Origin of the sequence: Xanthomonas hortorum (assembly GCF_040279205.1) — a bacterium.
GTDB lineage: Bacteria > Pseudomonadota > Gammaproteobacteria > Xanthomonadales > Xanthomonadaceae > Xanthomonas > Xanthomonas hortorum_F.
In genome coordinates this window covers 69,804-87,456 of record NZ_JBEOLS010000010.1, presented here as the reverse complement: position 1 = coordinate 87,456, position 17,653 = coordinate 69,804, and the positions used below count along the sequence as shown (strand labels likewise).

The 17,653-nt window shown below is 64.0% G+C and carries 14 protein-coding genes; 8 read left to right on the top strand and 6 right to left on the bottom strand.

The window, feature by feature from the left end:
- Positions 1 to 45 precede the first annotated feature (45 nt).
- Both ABS769_RS06630 and ABS769_RS06625 read right to left on the bottom strand, forming a co-directional pair.
- Complete coding sequence (locus ABS769_RS06630; protein WP_043888917.1) at positions 46 to 1,083, bottom strand: patatin-like phospholipase family protein; 1,038 nt, start codon at positions 1,081 to 1,083, stop codon at positions 46 to 48.
- Between the two features lie 262 nt (positions 1,084 to 1,345).
- Positions 1,346 to 2,191 carry an ABC transporter ATP-binding protein gene (locus tag ABS769_RS06625; protein ID WP_317060869.1) on the bottom strand — a complete coding sequence of 282 codons (846 nt, stop codon included), beginning with the start codon at positions 2,189 to 2,191 and terminating at the stop codon, positions 1,346 to 1,348.
- A gap of 151 nt (positions 2,192 to 2,342) precedes the next feature.
- Between ABS769_RS06625 and ABS769_RS06620 the strand changes: the two genes are divergently transcribed.
- The 4 genes from ABS769_RS06620 to ABS769_RS06605 all read left to right on the top strand — a co-directional run bounded on the left by ABS769_RS06620 (position 2,343) and on the right by ABS769_RS06605 (position 6,200).
- Positions 2,343 to 3,548: a DesA family fatty acid desaturase gene (locus ABS769_RS06620; protein ID WP_317060868.1), complete on the top strand. Its 1,206-nt coding sequence runs from the start codon at positions 2,343 to 2,345 to the stop codon at positions 3,546 to 3,548.
- Positions 3,549 to 3,609: 61 nt separating this feature from the next.
- Entirely contained in the window at positions 3,610 to 3,933 is a 324-nt protein-coding gene (locus ABS769_RS06615; protein WP_430544140.1) for a calcium-dependent protein kinase 21, read from the top strand.
- A gap of 60 nt (positions 3,934 to 3,993) precedes the next feature.
- The gene (locus ABS769_RS06610; protein ID WP_115037034.1) at positions 3,994 to 4,731 is read left to right on the top strand and encodes an ATP-binding cassette domain-containing protein; all 738 of its coding nucleotides are present in this window, start codon (positions 3,994 to 3,996) and stop codon (positions 4,729 to 4,731) included.
- Entirely contained in the window at positions 4,728 to 6,200 is a 1,473-nt protein-coding gene (locus tag ABS769_RS06605; RefSeq protein ID WP_317060866.1) for an ABC transporter permease/substrate-binding protein, read from the top strand. The genes ABS769_RS06610 and ABS769_RS06605 overlap by 4 nt, the downstream gene beginning before the upstream one ends.
- Before the next feature lie 70 nt (positions 6,201 to 6,270).
- Here the strand turns inward: ABS769_RS06605 and ABS769_RS06600 are convergent, their stop codons facing one another.
- Positions 6,271 to 7,470: an aminotransferase class V-fold PLP-dependent enzyme gene (locus ABS769_RS06600; protein ID WP_317060865.1), complete on the bottom strand. Its 1,200-nt coding sequence runs from the start codon at positions 7,468 to 7,470 to the stop codon at positions 6,271 to 6,273.
- A 65-nt stretch (positions 7,471 to 7,535) separates the two neighbouring features.
- On the opposite strand from ABS769_RS06600, the gene egtB reads away from it, so the two are divergent.
- Together egtB and egtD are read left to right on the top strand one after the other, a co-directional pair.
- Positions 7,536 to 8,825, top strand: a complete 1,290-nt coding sequence (gene egtB, locus ABS769_RS06595) for an ergothioneine biosynthesis protein EgtB (protein WP_317060864.1) — start codon at positions 7,536 to 7,538, stop codon at positions 8,823 to 8,825.
- Positions 8,822 to 9,808, top strand: a complete 987-nt coding sequence (egtD, locus tag ABS769_RS06590; RefSeq protein WP_317060863.1) for an L-histidine N(alpha)-methyltransferase — start codon at positions 8,822 to 8,824, stop codon at positions 9,806 to 9,808. Before egtB ends, egtD begins: the two co-directional genes overlap by 4 nt.
- 65 nt (positions 9,809 to 9,873) lie before the next feature.
- Here egtD and ABS769_RS06585 read toward each other — a convergent pair whose 3' ends face one another.
- From ABS769_RS06585 to ABS769_RS06575, 3 genes are all read right to left on the bottom strand, one after another.
- Positions 9,874 to 11,175: a HipA domain-containing protein gene (locus ABS769_RS06585; protein ID WP_317060862.1), complete on the bottom strand. Its 1,302-nt coding sequence runs from the start codon at positions 11,173 to 11,175 to the stop codon at positions 9,874 to 9,876.
- Positions 11,176 to 11,178: 3 nt separating this feature from the next.
- A complete protein-coding gene (locus ABS769_RS06580) occupies positions 11,179 to 11,499 on the bottom strand; it encodes a helix-turn-helix domain-containing protein (RefSeq protein ID WP_317060861.1) in 321 nt (106 codons plus the stop codon).
- Positions 11,500 to 11,574: 75 nt separating this feature from the next.
- Positions 11,575 to 15,282 carry an indolepyruvate ferredoxin oxidoreductase family protein gene (locus ABS769_RS06575; RefSeq protein ID WP_317060860.1) on the bottom strand — a complete coding sequence of 1,236 codons (3,708 nt, stop codon included), beginning with the start codon at positions 15,280 to 15,282 and terminating at the stop codon, positions 11,575 to 11,577.
- A gap of 163 nt (positions 15,283 to 15,445) precedes the next feature.
- On the opposite strand from ABS769_RS06575, the gene ABS769_RS06570 reads away from it, so the two are divergent.
- Positions 15,446 to 16,084, top strand: coding sequence for a tetratricopeptide repeat protein (locus ABS769_RS06570; RefSeq protein ID WP_317060859.1), 639 nt, complete (start codon positions 15,446 to 15,448; stop codon positions 16,082 to 16,084).
- A 562-nt stretch (positions 16,085 to 16,646) separates the two neighbouring features.
- Positions 16,647 to 17,564, top strand: coding sequence for an AEC family transporter (locus ABS769_RS06565; protein WP_006449222.1), 918 nt, complete (start codon positions 16,647 to 16,649; stop codon positions 17,562 to 17,564).
- The last annotated feature ends 89 nt before the right edge of the window (positions 17,565 to 17,653 follow it).

The window sequence follows — 17,653 nt, the reverse complement described above, 5'->3', positions numbered from 1 at the left end:
CGCATCGCGGCCAAGGCCGCTCCTACAAGAGCGGTCTTGTCCGCATCACGGCGCCACGCAGGCCTCGTCCTTGCCGCGCAATTTCTCCCAGCGCGAGCGCTCTTCCAGACAGCGCCGATACGCTTCTGCTTTCGCTGCGGCAGCCTGATCGGCGGCGGTGCGGGTAGCGCTACTACGCTGCGCCTGCAACTGCGCGATCTTGGCGCGGATCTGCGGCATCGCCGCCATCGCGGCGCGCTCGCCTTCCAGGATGGCCGCGCCACGCTGGTTGAAATCGGCCGAACCGATGTCGCTGACCTTGGGGCGGATCACCACATCGGCACGTTTGAGTTCGGCCTCGCCCAGGCGCTGGCCCATGATCGAGATCGATTGATTGACGGTGCCCAGCAGATCGCCAGGATTCTTGCCGCTGGCCTTGCTGGAAATATCCACCGCCACCACGAATTCCGCACCGAGCTGGCGCGCCGCATCCACCGGCACCGGGCTGACCACGCCGCCGTCCACATAGTGGTATTGGCCGATGGTCACCGGCTCGAACACGCCGGGAATACTGCTGGATGCGCGTACCGCCTGGCCGGCATTGCCGCGCACGAATACCGTGCGTTCGCCGTCTTCCAGGCGCGTGGCGACTGCGGCGAAGGGCTTGCGCAATTTGTCGATCGGTTTGCCGCCTAGCTGCTCGTTGACGTAGTCCTGCAGCTTCTGGCCCTGCACCAGGCCGCCGGAGAAGATCCGCACATCGCGGATGCTGGTCTGGTCGAGCGCGACGGCCTTTTCCTGCATCTGGAACGCATCCATGCCGCTGGCATACAGCGCCCCGACCACGCTGCCGGCGCTGGTGCCCGACACCACCACCGGCGCAAAGCCGTTGGCTTCGAGCATCTTGATTACACCAATATGCGCAAAGCCCTTGGCCGCACCGCCACCGAGCGCAACGCCGATTTTCACCGGCTTGGCAGTGCTGGCAGATGGCGCCTGCACGACAGGTGCCGGCATGGCAGGACGCGGTTCACCGCCGCAGGCCGAAAGCAGACCGAGCAACGACATCAGGGCGAGAAAGCGTGGGCGGCGGAGCGCGGTCATGGCGACGGGATGTTGGATGGATGGCGAGGGAGAATACACGCGTCGCGCGATCAACCGCTGTTCCTTCTCCCCACGGGAGAAGGTGCCCCACAGGGGCGGATGAGGGTACGGACGAAGCCGCGCGTCATCTCGTTCCAAGTGTGGCTTCGCCCCGTACCCTCACCCCAACCCCTCTCCCGCAAGGAGAGGTGCTTGATCTCATGAAGGTTCGAGCACGTCTCCCCGATATATGTCCCTAGCCAAGCCCACACGTGCCCGCAACTCAGCCTTCCCCAACCGTCGCCCAATAACGCTCGCCGTCGCGCTGCACCCGCACCGGGCCGTCGAACACCGCCGACAGGCTGGCGTCGGTGAGCAGCGCATCGCGCGTGCCATCGGCCACCACGCTGCCGCCGCGTAGCAGGATCACTCGTGCGATCTCCGGCACGATCTCTTCGATGTGGTGGGTCACCAGCACCAGCGTGATGCCTTGCTGGGCGAGGTGACGCATGGTGTCGAGCAGATGCTGCCGCGCGACCAGATCCAGACCGGTGGAGGGCTCGTCCAGCAGCAGCGCCTGCGGCCGGTTCACCAACGCCCGCGCGATCAGCACGCGGCGGGTTTCGCCTGCCGACAACTCGGCAAATTGCCGATCCAGCAGCGGCAGTGCGCGCGCTAGTGCAAGCGCCTCACGTGCCCGCGCGCGCATGTCGTCGCTGACGTCGCGATGCGGCGACACTACGTAGCTGGCGAAGAAGCCGGACAGCACCGCGCTTTCCACATCCAGCCCCGGCATGTCGGCCAGGTTGACGCTCAGATCGCCGGTGACGATGCCCAGCTGCGAGCGCAACCGATCCACTTGCCAGCGCGTCTGGCCCAGCACTTTCACCGCCGGTTGGCCGTCGGCACGCACCAGCGGGTACAGCTCGCGCGTGATCAGTTTGATGAAGGAGGATTTGCCGCAGCCATTGGGTCCCAGGATGGCGGTGTGTTGCCCCAGTGCAATGCGCAGGCTCAAGGCGTGCAGCACGCGCACCTGGCCACGCATCACGCTGGCATGGTCGAGTTCGATCAACGGGACGGCATTTTCAATAGCAGAAGTCGCAGAAAAACCGGCAGCAACAGTCATACGGATGACATCAACCAGGTGGGGAAAGGAGACGTGTGAACCGCTTTAGGAATGCAGGGCGCACCCTACGCATCCGAAGGGTGAAGTTTGCCGCCATCGCCCCCATCATGTCTGCATCGACCAAAGAAATGGCGCCGCTGTGGAACTGCCGATGTTGTCTGATCCGATCATCGACTTCCTGACCTCCGGCGTGGCCGGGTTGGGCGTGTGGGGCATGCTGGCAGTGCTGCTGGTGTTCACCCAGCTCACCATCTTTGCGGTGACCTTGTACCTGCATCGCAGCCAGGCGCACCGGGGTGTGGATTTTCATCCGCTCGTTGCGCACGTCTTCCGTTTCTGGACCTGGCTGACCACCTCGATGATCACCCGTGAATGGGTGGCGATCCATCGCAAGCATCACGCCAAGGTCGAGACCGAGGAAGACCCGCACAGCCCGCAGACCAAGGGCATCGGCCAGGTGTTCTGGCGCGGCGTGGAGCTGTACCGCGAAGCGCGCGCGCAGCGTGCCGATATCGAGCAGTACGGCAAGGGCGCACCCACCGACTGGATCGAGCGTCACCTGTACACCCCGCATGCCAATGCCGGCCCGATCGCGTTGCTGGTCATCAATTCAGTGCTGTTCGGTCTGCCGGGCATTGCGTTGTGGGCGATCCAGATGGCGTGGATCCCGTTCTGGGCCGCTGGCGTGGTCAATGGTCTTGGCCACTGGTGGGGCTATCGCAATTTCGAATCCGCCGACACCTCCACCAACCTCACGCCGTGGGCGTTGTGGATCGGTGGCGAAGAACTGCACAACAACCATCATGCGTTCCCCAGCTCGGCGCGGTTTTCGATGCGGCGCTGGGAGCTGGATATCGGCTGGGTCGCCATTCGCGGTTTGCAGGCCTTGGGCCTGGCCAAGGTGCTGCGCGTGGCGCCGTCGCTGGATATCCGCCCCAACATCGCCGTGCCCGATGCCGACACACTCAAGGCATTGCTGTCGCATCGCTTCCAGGCCATGACCGACTACCAGCGCAACGTGCTCAAGCCGGCATTGCGCGAAGAAGCTGCCGCCACCGGCGCGAAGTTGCGGCAGTTGCTGCCACGGCGCCTGCGCAAGGGCCTGGTCGACGACGGGCGCTGGCTCAAGCCCGACGCGCGCGAACAGTTGCAGCGCTGGGTGGCCGAGCGCCCGCGCATGCGCACGCTGGTCGAGTACCGCGCGCGCTTGACCGCCGTGCTGGAGGCGCGCAGCCATGATGCCTCCGAACGGCTCAAGCACTTGCAGCAGTGGTGTCACGAGGCCGAAGCCAGCGGCAATGCCGCTTTGCAGGCGTATGCGGCAAGGCTCAAGGGTTATGCGCTGAGTGGGTCTTAAGCGTAGTGGCACGCGTGCCGATGTGCGTACGCGTGGATCGCATGGTTCGATTATGCGCAGCATGCTGATGGCATGTGGTGTGTGCATTCCGGCGGTTGTCGCGCAGGCCCAGGTACAGGACAGCCAGCAGTATCTGCAACGCATGGACACCGATGGCGATGGGCGGGTCAGTCGCGACGAATATCTGGTCTGGATGAGTTACGCCTTCGACCAACGCGATCTGGATCACGACGGCGTGCTGCAGGGCGATGAACTGCCGGGTCGTCGCGGCAAGCCGATCACCCGCGCGGCCCATCGCGCCACGCTGATCGAGCGCTTCGCACGGCAGGATGCCAACAGCGATGGCTCTCTGAGCGCGCGTGAGTTGCTGGCACCGCCGCGCTGATGTGCGCCGGCACGCTTGCCTTCGCGCTCGCCTGACGCCAGGCCCGGCAAGCTCGCGCACATGTTCACTCTCGACCAGGTCAGCCGCCGCTACGGCCAGGCCATTGCCCTCGATGCAGTCACGCTGACATTCGCCAGCGGGATCACCACCGCCTTGATCGGCCCCAGTGGCGCCGGCAAGTCCACCGTGCTGCGCATGCTGGTGGGGCTGGAATGGCCCGACAGCGGCACGGTCGCCTTCGACGGCACGCCGCTGCAACGCGCCAGCCTGCAGGCGCAGCGGCAACGCATCGGTTATGTGATCCAGGAAGGCGGGTTGTTTCCGCATCTGGATGCGCGCAGCAATGTGGTGTTGCTGGCGCAGACGCTGGGCTGGACGCGGCAACGCATCGATGAGCGCCTGGAGATCTTGTGCGCGCTGTGCCAGTTGCCGCCTGAATTATTGAAGCGCTATCCGGCCGAGCTGTCCGGCGGACAGCGCCAGCGCGTGGGCTTGATCCGCGCCTTGATGCTGGATCCACCGGCCTTGCTGCTGGACGAACCGCTCGGCGCGCTCGACCCCATCGTGCGCTACGACCTGCAAGCGCAGATGCGCGAACTGTTCGCCCAGCTCGGCAAGACCGTGGTGCTGGTGACGCATGACGTGGCCGAAGCGGCGTATCTGGCTGACACCCTGGTGCTGATGCGCGCCGGCCGCGTGGTGCAGCAGGGCAGTGCACGCAGCTTGCTCGAACATCCGGCCGATCCGTTCGTGCAACGCTTTCTCACTGCGCAACGCAGCATCGGCGAGGCGGCATGATCGCGCGCGTGTTGCTCGCACTATGTGTGCTGATCTGCAGTGCCGGCGCGCATGCCGCGCAGGTGACGATCGGCTCGAAGAACTTCACCGAGGCGGTCCTGCTGGGCGAGATCGCCACTGCCGCCGGCCAGAGAGATGGTGTGGAGGTGCAGCACCGCGCGCAGCTCGGTGGCACCCGCATCCTGTGGCGCGCGCTGGAGACCGGGCAGATCGATGCCTATGCCGAATACACCGGCACGCTGGCGCAGGAACTGCTGCAGCTGCCCAAGGCCAGCCAGGCCGAATTGCGCGCCGCACTCGATGCACGCGGCCTGGCGATGACCGACTCGCTCGGCTTCCAGAACACCTATGCCTTCGGCATGCGTGCCGAACGCGCACAGGCGCTCGGTATCGCGACGATGTCGGATCTGGCCCGGCATCCAACGCTCACCATCGGCCTGAGCAACGAATTCATGCAACGCGCCGATGGCTGGCCGGGCGTGCGCGCGGCGTATGCGCTGCCGCAGACCGCAATCGGGCTGGATCACGATCTGGCCTATCGCGCGCTGCAGAGCGGGGCGATCGAAGTCACCGATCTGTACAGCACCGATGCGGAAATTCCGTATTACCAGTTGCAGGTGCTGCGCGACGACCGCCGGTATTTCCCCGAGTACCAGGCCGTGTTTCTGTATCGCAAGGACCTGGCGCAACGCGCACCGGCGATGTTGAAGACATTGCAGGGGCTGCAAGGCCGCATCGACGAGGCGACCATGCAGCGGCTCAACGCGCAGGTGAAGCTGGAGCGTCAGTCCGAGGCGGCGGTGGCCGCGCAATGGCTGGGCGTCACGCCTGCATCCGAAGCCGATTCGCGTATTAAGCGCCTGCTGCGGCACACGCGCGAACATCTGGCCCTGGTCGGCATCTCGTTGGGCTTTGCGTTGGTGATTGCGTTGCCGCTGGGCGTGCTGGCGGCACGGCGGCCACGGCTCGGTCAGGTGGTGCTGTCGTTGACCGGCGTGTTGCAGACACTGCCATCGCTGGCGGTGTTCGTCTTCATGATTCCGCTGTTCGGCATCGGTGCCAAACCGGCGATTGCCGCGTTGTTTCTCTACAGCCTGCTGCCGATCGTGCGCAACACCCACGCCGGGCTGACCTCGATCCCACGCGAGCTGCGCCAGACCGCTCAGGCAATCGGGCTACCAGCGTGGACGCGCTTGTGGCGCGTGGAGTTGCCGCTGGCGCGCCGCACGATCGTGGCAGGTATCCAGACCGCAGCGGTGATCAACGTCGGCACCGCCACGCTGGGCGCATTGATCGGTGCTGGCGGTTACGGCCAGCCGATCCTCACCGGTATTCGCCTGGACGACATCGGCTTGATTCTGGAAGGCGCGATTCCTGCGGCGGTGCTTGCACTGCTGGTGCAGGCGGCGTTCGAAGGCCTGGAGCGCTGGGTCACGCCGCGTGGGTTGCGGCTCAGCCAGCGCGGTTGAGCGCTTAGGAGCGGACCTGGCCGCGATGAGGCATTACCCCGGTAACGCCCCTTCGCGGCCAGGTCCGCTCCTACAAGCGCTGGCTTACCGCCTCATCCGGCAGCGCCGCAATCAAGCGTGAAAGCGCATTCTCGGTGGCGCTCATGTGCGGTGCGATACGTAAACGTCCATGCCGCCGTGTGCAGATCGCCCCAAGTTTGCTGAACGTTGCCGCCACTGCATCCAGCTGATCTGCTGGCGGCTGCAAGGCCGTGAGATGCGGTGCATGCCCAGGCGTGCACCAGCCGCCCAGACCACGTGCGTGCAAGGCCGCGTCCCACTGCGCAGTGAGCGCACCAAGCGCCTGCCCAATACGTGCCGGTTGCCATGCAGCAACCTGCTGCAATGCCGCCGTCGCCATCGCGATCCGCAAGGGATCGGTAACGCCGCCGGCATCGAACCGTCGTGCACCGCTGCGGTACGGTGGCGCTTTGGCGACCGGAAAGTCCCAACTGCTGCCCGCATCGCGGCCGATCCAGTGTTCTTCGATCGGCACGCCGTGCGCACGCCACTGCGGTGCCACCCACAGCCAGGCCAATCCCATCGGCCCGAGCAGCCATTTGTGGCCGACACTGACCACAAAATCCGGTTGCCAGCGCGGTAGATCGGTCGGCAGCACGCCCAGGCTCTGGCTCAGATCCAGCACCAATGCCGCGCCGCATGCATGCACCGCTGCGCTGATCCGGTCCAGGTCCAGTTGCCGCCCATCCAGCCAGTACGCATGCGGCAGCGTCACGATGCGTAATGCAGGGGTGTCGGCAATCGCCTGCAATACCGCGTCGGTGAGTGCGTCGCCGCTAGCCGTCGGCACCGCCACGATATGCGCACCGACTTCCACACAGCGCCGTTGCCAGATCAGCAAGTTGGACGGGAATTGTCCCTCCAGCAGCAACACCGCCTCGCCGCGTTGCAGCGGCAGGTTGCGTGCGGCAGTGGCCAGCCCATGCGCGGCCGAGGGCAGCATCGCCACGCCATCGGTGTCGTGGTCGAACAAGCCAGCGGCAAGCACGCGCAAACATTCGATGTCGTGCAGCCACGCATCGAACGGCAGCTGCCAGGGTGTGGCCATTGCGTCGATGGCCTGATGCGCCACCGTTTGCACGGCGCGCAATAGCGGCCCGCGCGAGGCGGCATCCAGATACGTGATGTCGATAGGCAACGCGAATGCCTGCTGCCGATGTGCCCAATCGATGGGGGCGGGGAGCAGGCTGGACAGGGAAGACGTGGACATGACTACAGCTTACCGCTGGCTGCCACGCTGCCGACACGGCGCGTTCACGGTCGCTCCTCAAGCATATGCCCATGTCTGCAATCTCCCCCGTGCTGGTCGACCACCAGCAACAGCAGCTGACCCTGCTGGAACGCTTCGCGCAGACCCGCGCGTTGAGCGATCGCCTCGCCGCACCGCTGAGCGCCGAAGACGCGATGGTGCAGAGCATGCCCGACGCCAGCCCCAGCAAATGGCATCTGGCGCATACCACTTGGTTCTTCGAACGCTTCGTGTTGCAGACAGATCCTGCGTACCGCGTGTTCGATCCGTCCTGGGATTTCTTGTTCAACAGCTACTACCAAAGTGTGGGCCCGATGCATGCGCGCGCACGCCGCGGTGTGCTGTCGCGGCCCTCATTGCAGCAGGTGCGCGATTACCGCGCTGCGGTCGATGCACAGATGCAGCAGCGCTTGCGCGATGGGCAATTAGACGCCCAGGCCTGCACCATCGTGCAACTCGGGATCCAGCATGAGCAGCAGCATCAGGAGTTGCTGCTCACCGACATCAAGCATGCGCTGTGGAGCAATCCGTTGCAGCCGGCCTATCGCGATGCGCCCGCACCGCCCGCCGCCATTGCCAGCACGCTGCGCTGGCATGCGCGCGACGAGCAGATCGTGGAGATCGGTGCAGCCGCGTGGCCGCAATCCGAAGCGTTTGCCTACGACAACGAATCGCCGCGTCACCGTGTTCTGGTCGGCGCGCATGCGCTGGCCAATCGCGTGGTCAGCAACGCCGAATTTCAGGAATTCATCGACGCCGGTGGTTATCGCAGCGCCGGCGCCTGGCTCAGCGATGGCTGGGCGATGGTGCAGGCGCAGGGCTGGCAGCGTCCGTTGTACTGGGATGCAGATGGACGCGAGTTCACGCTTGATGGCTGGCGCGCGCGCGATGCACATGCACCGGTGTGCCATCTGAGTCTCTTCGAAGCCGATGCCTTTGCACGTTGGGCCGGCGCGCGTCTGCCCACCGAGGCCGAGTGGGAGCAAGCCGCCACCGGTGTGCCGGTGCAAGGCAACTTCGTCGATACCGACGCGCTGCATCCACGTGGCGCCGAAGCGGTGGATACCGGCCTGCAGCAGTTGTTCGGCGATGTCTGGGAATGGACCGGCAGTGCGTATCTGCCGTATCCGGGTTTCGCGCCGTGGCCCGGATCGCTGGGCGAATACAACGGCAAATTCATGAATGCGCAATGGGTGCTGCGCGGTGGCAGTTGTGCCACACCGGCCAGCCATATTCGCGCCAGTTACCGCAACTTTTTCCCATCCGATGCGCGTTGGCAGTTTGCCGGCGTGCGCCTTGCCAAGGATCTGCCTTGAACGCCGCCGCCCACGCCACCCAACGCGCCCACGCCGCGCTGACCGATCTGCAACCGCAACCGGACGACATCACCGCCGATGCGCTGGCGGGTTTGGCCCAGACGCCCAAGACGCTGCCGTCCAAGTATTTTTACGACGCGCGCGGTTCGCAGTTGTTCGAAGCCATCACTCAGCAGCCGGAGTATTACCTCACCGGCACAGAATTGCGTCTGCTGGAAGCCAGCATGCCGGCGATCGCGCAGGCGATCGGCCCCGAGGTGCATGTGGTCGAATACGGTAGCGGCAGTGGCCGCAAGACCGAGTTGCTGCTGCAGGGCCTGCGCGATGTGGTGGCCTATACCCCGCTGGAAATCTCGCGCAGCGCCTTGCTCGACAGCACCGCGCGGCTGGCCCAGCAATTTCCGCAGATTCAGATGTTGCCGGTGTGCACCGACTTCACCAAGCCATTGCGGTTGCCCGATGCGCAGCGCCCGGCGCGTCGGCATCTGGTGTTCTTCCCCGGTTCCACGCTGGGTAACTTCACCGACGCCGCTGCCATCGAACTCATGGACGCGATGCGCCAGACCATGGGTAGCGATGGTTGCGCGTTGATTGGTATCGACCTGGACAAGGATGCTGCCTTGATCGAGGCTGCCTATAACGATGCAGCCGGTGTCACTGCCGAATTCACCTTGAACCTGCTGGCGCGGTTAAATCGCGAGATCAGTAGCGATTTCGATCTGGATGGCTTCCACCACCACGCGGTCTATGCGCGTGAACGTGGCCGCATTGAAACCTTCCTGATCAGCCAACGCACACAGCGCGTACACGTTGGCGGCAAACACTTCGACTTCGCCGAAGGCGAAGCGATGCAGGTCGAATACAGCTACAAATACACCGACGCCCGCTTCGCTGAACTTGCTGCGGCGGCCGGATTGAAAGTTACGCATGGTTGGAACGATGCGAAGGACTGGTTCGGGCTTCGCTTGTTGCGGCCGTTGTAAGGTTGCAGCGCAAGGTCTGAACAACCAAAGGCGTGTTCGGCTGCGATCAGCGATCCGGTGGCATCTCACGCAGATGCTTGGCCGCTTGTCTCATGCCGCTGAAGACGGTATCTGCCAGGGACATCGGGAACTCTGCTGGAAGCGTGTTTGCAACAAAATCCAATGCGCTTTCCAGCTGTTCCAATAATTCTTCGATCCAGGGTTCGGCACCAGCACGTACCCCACAGGCACGCGCAGTGTCGTTCCAATGGCGGCGGCGAATATCTTTCAAGCGACGATGCCGATTTTTGCCAACCACGGCCATCGCCAGTGCCGCGCGATGTGGATCCAGCTGCTGTGCGCCGCGCCCAAGGATGGGATAAACAGATAAAACGCTCGTAGAGCGGCGTCATGCGGAAACGTCCGCCGGGCTCAATCATCAAACTGAAATTCTTGGCATGTCCGTCAGTCGCGGCGATCAGCCAGAACAGGATCTGCGTCTTGAAGAAGATTTCGCGGTCGGAAGGCTGGCTCGACTGCCTTAGTAGCTCCATGATCGCCACGATGCCGGGGCCGCCGTCGCTCTCGTACTTTTTCGACGAAGACACACCGAATGCTTGGCACAGGTCTTCCTGGGGAAGGCGCATCCACCACTGTCCGTCCGGCGATAGACGCCGATCGAAACGTTCAACAATCAGGGCGCGCTGCTCTTGGAATCTTCCCATTGTGGTGACAGCCACGGGAATACCAAATGCGGCGAGCAGTTGCGCACACAGCCATTCGTTTTCTACTGAAGCCTGCATGTCCGCGCGCATGTTGCCGACCAGCCCCAGCGGTAGCTTGAAAATGTGAGTACTCGGGGTGCTCCCCATGGGTACGCACCACTGATGCTGATGATGTAATAGCGCGGTTTTTTCCTGAGCGCCTGCCAATGACAGCCGAAAGTTGTCGTTATCGCCATGCTGGCCGGGTAGCAGGGGCGCGGTGACGCCGCGCAGCACATCGGCAACCTCGTTATCGGTCAGTGCTCTGTTCTGAATGCTGCGCAGATGCTCGGGTTCGGCATCAATTGCAAGCAACTGGATTGCGCCGACGCAATCGCGGCCGACAGCCTGAAGCAGGTCAAACGTGCTGGCCGAGTCGGTTTTGAAACGTTCCCGCATACGACGACGGATGTCCGAGCTATCGGGCAGCAGATTGTCGAAATAATGGGTGACTACATCGCCGCGATGCGATTGCCCTTCGGGCAACAAGGGAAGTGATAGGGACAGTGGCCGCGCCTGGGGCGAGTGGAGCCATTCGGAGAGGTAGGTCAGCCGCGCTCCCTGCATATCCTCTCGCCAAAGAGCGACGCGCAAACCATTCATCCATACGCACAGTTCGGCCATGGCTCACCAAGCCTCTTCGGAAGCATTCGCGGTGCCGTCGTTGCGCAGGTTCAGCGAAACCTCAACGTTTAGAATCGCCCATACCCGCATCAAGCGTTCGAATGTGGCGACCTCAGGCTTGCGCTCCAGTGCGCTGACCGCTTGGCGGGTGATGCCCAACTGCTCGGCCAACTGATCCTGGGTTAGGCCTTGCTGCTTGCGTAGCGCCTTGAGCAGAGGACCCAGTTGCTGCGTCGTCTGGATGGGAAAAACAGTGGTAGCCATCGTTGCTGGCGTATTGATCGTCGGATTAAGCAATCTATGGCTTTCTTTATGAAAGCGCAATCTATAAGTTGCTTTTTATAAAAGCAACCTATGAGTTGCCTGTCTGGAGAGGCACAGACCAGGCTCTGCGTCTGATCAAGCCGCCTGCACCACATGCAGCGCCTTGGGATTGCGCCACTGCACCAGCAGTGCAGCCTCGCGTGCCTTGGCCTCGTGCAGATGCGCGTGCTTGATATGGCCATAGCCGCGGATATGTTCGGGAATGCTGGCGATCTGCGCGGCCAGGCCGACGTTGTCGGCATCCAGCCGTTGCAGCAGCGTGTCCACTGTCGCTACGTAGTCGGCAATCAGCTGACGTTCGCCGCGCCGTTCGGCGCTGTAGCCGAACACATCGAGCGTGCCGCCACGCAGGAACTTCAACCGCGCCAGCAGCTTGAAGGCGTTGAACATCCACGGCCCGTATTCGCGCTTGATCGGGTTGCCGTGCGCGTCCTTCTTTGCCAGCAACGGCGGCGCCAGGTGGAAGCGCAGCGTGTAGTCGCCTTCGAACTGTTGCTGCAGCCGGCGCTGGAAGTCGCCGCGCGTGTACAGCCGCGCCACTTCGTATTCGTCCTTGTAGGCCATCAGCTTGAAGAAATAACGCGCAACCGCTTCGCTCAATGCGCTGCTGCCTGGCGCACGTTGCGCCTCGTGCGTGCGTACGCGTTCGACCAGGGCGCGATAGCGCTGCGCGTAGGCGGCATCCTGATAGTCGGTCAGAAAGCCGACGCGGCGCGCGATGGCTTCATCCAGCGACTGCGCCAGCTGCTCGTCGTCAAGCGGATGCGTCGGCGCATCGACATCGCCATGCAGCGTATTGCCCGTGCTTTGCGCCAACGCACGTGGCGCGCTCTGACCGCTGAGATCGTGGTCTTCCCAATTGCCGGGCGCACGCGCTTGCGGCGCATCGCCATGCGCGATGGCCGAGTCGCCCACGCTCGGCAAGCCCGAAGCACGCCGCACTGCCGGCAGATCGACCGCGGCCAATCGCCCCCACGCGAACGCCTGCTGATTCATCGCCACAGCCGCACCGTTGAGCTCGATCGCGCGCATCAGCGCCGCATGCGACAACGGCACCAGCCCGTGTTGCCAGGCATAGCCGAGCACGAACAGGTTGCTGGCGATCGCATCGCCCAGCAGCGCGGTGGCCAGTTGCGTGGCATCCAGCAGTAACGGCTCCTGGCCGCCCAATGCGGTACGCACGCCGGCGATGATCTCGGCGGCGGGGAATTGCAGGTCCGGCTGGGTGGTGAAGTTGCCCGGCATTGCCTCATAGGTGTTGAGCACCACCTGGGTGCGGCCATCGCGCACCTTGGACAAGGCCCAGTAATCGTTGACCACCACCATGTCGCAGCCCAGCACCAGATCCGCTTCGCCGGCAGCGATGCGCACCGCGTGGATATCGCCGGGCTGGCGTGCGATGCGGATATGCGTGGTCACCGCGCCGCCCTTCTGCGCCAGGCCGGTCTGATCCAGCACGGTGGCGCCTTTACCTTCCAGGTGCCCGGCCATGCCAAGCAACGCACCGATGGTCACCACGCCGGTGCCGCCGACGCCGGTGATCAGAATGTTCCAGGGCTGTTCAAGCGTGGTGCGTTGTGGCGGCGCGGGCAGCGTGTCGAACAGCGCGGTGGCATCGCGTTGTTTGCCCTTGCGCGGCTTGCCGCCATGCACGGTGACAAAGCTCGGGCAAAAGCCCGACACGCAGGAATAATCCTTGTTGCAGTTGGATTGGTCGATCTGCCGCTTGCGTCCGAATTCGGTTTCCTTGGGCAGCACCGACACGCAGAAGCTCTTTTCGCCGCAATCGCCGCAACCTTCGCAGACCAGCGAATTGATCATGACGCGCTTGGGTGGGTCGACCAGCTTGCCGCGCTTGCGCCGGCGGCGTTTTTCGGTGGCGCAGGTCTGATCGAAGATCAGGATCGATACGCCCTTGATGGTGCGCAACTGCTGCTGCACCGCGTCCAGTTCGCCACGGTCATGAAAGGCGACATCGGCAGGAAACAGATCGCGTCGCCGCGTCCACTTGCCGATGTCGTCGCTGACCACCGCAATGGCGTGGATACCTTCGGCGCGCAGTTGATGGGCGATGTCCGGCACGGTGAGCGTGCCGTCCACCGGCTGGCCGCCGGTCATCGCCACCGCATCGTTGTAGAGGATCTTGTATGTGATGTTGACGCCGGTGGCGACCGATTGGCGGATCGCCAATGAGCCGCTGTGGAAATACGTGCCATCGCCCAGGTTCTGGAACACATGCGGCGTCTCGGTGAACGGCGCCTGCCCCGACCAGGTCACGCCTTCGCCGCCCATGTGGGTGAAGGTGTCGGTGGAGCGGTTCATCCAGGTCACCATGTAATGGCAACCGATGCCGCCCAGCGCACGCGAGCCTTCCGGCACCGCCGTGGAGGTGTTGTGCGGGCAGCCGGAGCAGTAATGCGGCACGCGCGGAAACAGCGCGCGCGGCAAGGCCATTTCGGCTTCCTTGCTGTCCATCCAGCGCAGCCGCTGTTCGATCGAGTCGGTCATCGCGCTGGATGGAAGCGCAAATCGCTGGATACGCTTGCCGATCACCGCCGCAATCGTGGCCGGCGTCAGCTCGCCGGTGGAGGGCAAAATCCACGCGCCGTGCTCGTCGTATTTGCCGACGATGCTCGGCCGCGCACCGGCGCTGGCCGGCCAGTTGTAGAACAACTCTTTCATCTGGCGCTCGATGAAGGCTTTCTTCTCCTCCACCACCAAGATGTCTTCGAGCCCCTGCGCAAACGCGCTGATGCCCACCGGCTCCAGCGGCCAGATCATGCCGACCTTGTAGACGCGGATGCCGATCTGCGCGCACGCCTGCGCATCCAGGCCCAGGTATTCCAGCGCCTGCAGCACGTCCAGATAGCTCTTGCCGGTCGTGACGATACCCAAGCGTGCGTGCGGCGAATTCAGCACGACGCGGTCGATGTGATTGGCGCGCGCGAATGCCTGCGCGGCGGCGATCGCGTAGCGGTGCAGACGCATTTCCTGATCCACCGGCGGATCAGGCCAGCGGATGCTCAACCCCCCTGGCGGCAACGCGAAGTCCTCTGGCAGCACGATGGTGCGTGCGAACGGATCCACATCCACCGAGGCGGAAGACTCCACCGTCTCGGCAATGGTCTTGAAGCCGATCCAGCGCCCGGTATAGCGGCTCATCGCCCAGCCGAGCAGGCCCATGTCCAGGATGTCCTGCACCCCGGCCGGGTTGAGGATCGGCATCATCGCGCTGACGAATTCTTCTTCCGAACCGTGCGGCAGGGTCGAGCTGCGGCAGGCATGGTCGTCGGCGGCCAGCGCCAGCACGCCGCCAAATGGCGAAGTTCCGGCGGCGTTGCCGTGCTTGAACACGTCGCCGCTGCGGTCTACGCCCGGGCCCTTGCCGTACCACATGCCGTACACGCCCTGCACCTTGGCACCGGGGAACAGATTGGTCTGCTGGGTGCCCCAGACCATGGTGGCGGCCAGGTCTTCATTGAGGCCGGGGGTGAAGGTCACCTTGGCCGCGTCCAGATGCTTGCGCGCGCGCCACAGCTCCAGATCGAAACCGCCCAGCGGGCTGCCGCGATAGCCGCTGATGAAGCCGGCAGTCGCAAGGCCGGCGGCGTCATCGCGCAGGCGTTGCATCAACGGCAGCCGCACCAGCGCCTGCACGCCTGACAAGTAGATGCGGCCATCGGCGCGCGTGTACTTGTGCTCCAGCGTGTAATCCGCATCCACCTGGCCGAGCTCCGGCGTGTTGGCAGAGTCGGGGGAAGAGAGTGCAGCAGTACTGGTCATGGCTTGCCCGGAAAGGGTGGCTGGAACCCAGGGCTCCAAAACGGCCTAATAATTGTAACAGCCGCTATTCACATGCTTGGCACACCGGGTGTGCATCGCAGCGACACTGAGGTTAGGATGGGACAGGGTTGGGGTTTGTCGTGTGTCGCAAGGGGAAAAACCAGTGAGAACGAAGTTCGCATGGGCCATTGCGTTGGCCCTGCTCGGGAGCGTGTGGTCGTTGGCGCAAGCGCAGAGCCTGCCCAAGCCCAAGGAGTTCTATTTCGACGAAGACCGCGGCACCACCAAAGCCGTGGTCGCCGTGCAGGGGCAGGGCGATGCGGTGGTCGACCGTCTGGCCGCGATGGTGCAGCGTGACGCACGTGCCGCCGAGCCGCGCGCGCAACTGGCCTCGCTGGCCTATGCCGGTGGGCGCACCCAGTTAGGCGACGAGCTTTACCAGGGGGCGTTGGGCCTGGTTTCCAGTGGTAGCCAGCAATATCGCGCCATCACCTGGAACTACGGCTGGGATCTGTTGCGTGCCGACAAGGCCGACAAGGCCTTGCAGCTGTGGGCCAACCTGGCCAACGGCCGTCCGGCCGCGCCGCAATGGCTGCCCACGACGGCGGCGCTGGCGCTGTGGCGTGCCGGGCGCAAGCAGGAAGCGGTCGAGTGGTATGCCGCCGCCGTGCGCACCTGGCCTGAACGCTGGAGCAGCACCGCCAACTACGCCAGCCTGCTGCCGGACTGGCGCGAAGCAGAGCGTGCCAGCCTGGCCGAGGTTTTCGCCGCCTGGCAGGCGAACCCGCCGGCGTTTCCGTGAGTCTTGGCATCGCGCTGCAGTTAACCGCCGCAGCACGATGCCCTGCATTAGCCGAATCTGCGACAGGCCATCGCTGGTGATGGCTGCATTTGCATAGAAGCAGCCCGTGCTCGACTGACCAGGTTTTCGACTGCATCGAAACAGCGCTATGACGCGAAGTTTTGCTTGTCTTCGAGGGCTTGAACAGTGCGGATAGATCAGGTGTAGTGCGGCTGTTCTGCTGATCTGTGGCTTGGTTGCAGGGCCCTTGCCCGCTCACCATCGCGGGACACGCTGCAAGTACGTCCTTGTAAGCTCTTACGCGGCATCCATGCCGCGTAAGGTCCCGCGACGGTGAGCGGGCAAGGACCAGTCGAGTGGGCTGGTGTGCATGGTTTTCAATAAAACAGCCGGCAAAATTTCTGGCGAGGACACCGCGCACTCGACACACTGGTTTCGGATAGGCAAACGATGGAAGTTTCGCTGCTTCGGGTTAGCGCGATGCCAAGCCAGCCCTCCGCCGATGCCTGTGCTGCGCGCTATGCGATCCTGTGCATCGCTTTCCAACGGACACGATCACGCCATGGCGGTGGATGCATTTGCGTTGATTCTGGCGATGCTGGGGCTGGGTCTGCTGTTCGCCCGCTTGCGGGTGCTGCCGGACAACAGCGCCGACGTGCTCAATCGCATCGTGTTGTATATCTGCCTGCCGGCCTCGGTGCTGACCTATGTGCCGCGCCTGCATCTGGATGCCTCGCTGGGTGGGGTGATCGCCACGCCGTGGGTGTTGACCGCGATCATCGTGCCGCTGCTGTGGGGCTGTAGCCGTGTGTTTGGATTCAAACGCGAGGAATATGCCGCGCTGCTGATGTGCGTGGTCTTCACCAACTCCAGCTTCATCGGCTTTCCGATGGTGCGCGCGTTGATCGGCGATCACGCGCTGCCGTATGCGGTGGTCTACGACCAGTTCGGTACTTTCGTGCTGCTGTCCACGTTTGGGTTGTATGTGCTGGCGCGCTACAGCGGCGACACCCCGCCTACCGCGCGGATGATCCTGCTGCGGGTGCTGCGGTTTCCGCCGCTGTGGGCGCTGCTGTTCGCACTGACGTTGATGCCGGAGCAGCCGCCGACCTGGATCGGTTCGGGATTGAAGAGTCTGGCCGATGCGATGCTGCCGCTGGTGATGCTGGCGGTCGGCTTTTCGCTGCAGTTGCGCTTGCCTGCGGACGAGTTAAAACCGCTGGCAGTGGGGCTGGTCTTCAAACTTGCGTTGATGCCGGTCCTGGCGCTGCCATTGTCCTGGGCGCTCGGCTTGCATGGGGCGATGTTGCAGACCAACGTCCTCGAATCGGCCATGCCCACCATGATCACTGCCGCCGCATTGGCCATCTCGCATCGGCTGGCACCGCGCCTGGCCGCAGCGATGGTCGGCTATAGCATCCTGCTGTCGCTGCTGACATTGCCTGCCTGGGCCTGGTTGCTGGCACGTCTGGTGGCGTGATGCCAGGCGCGAACTCGCGCTGCCACTGCGGCACTGCCGCATCGCAGGTTCAACGCGCACCCGCGTTAGCCTCGCAGCCAATGCTGCAG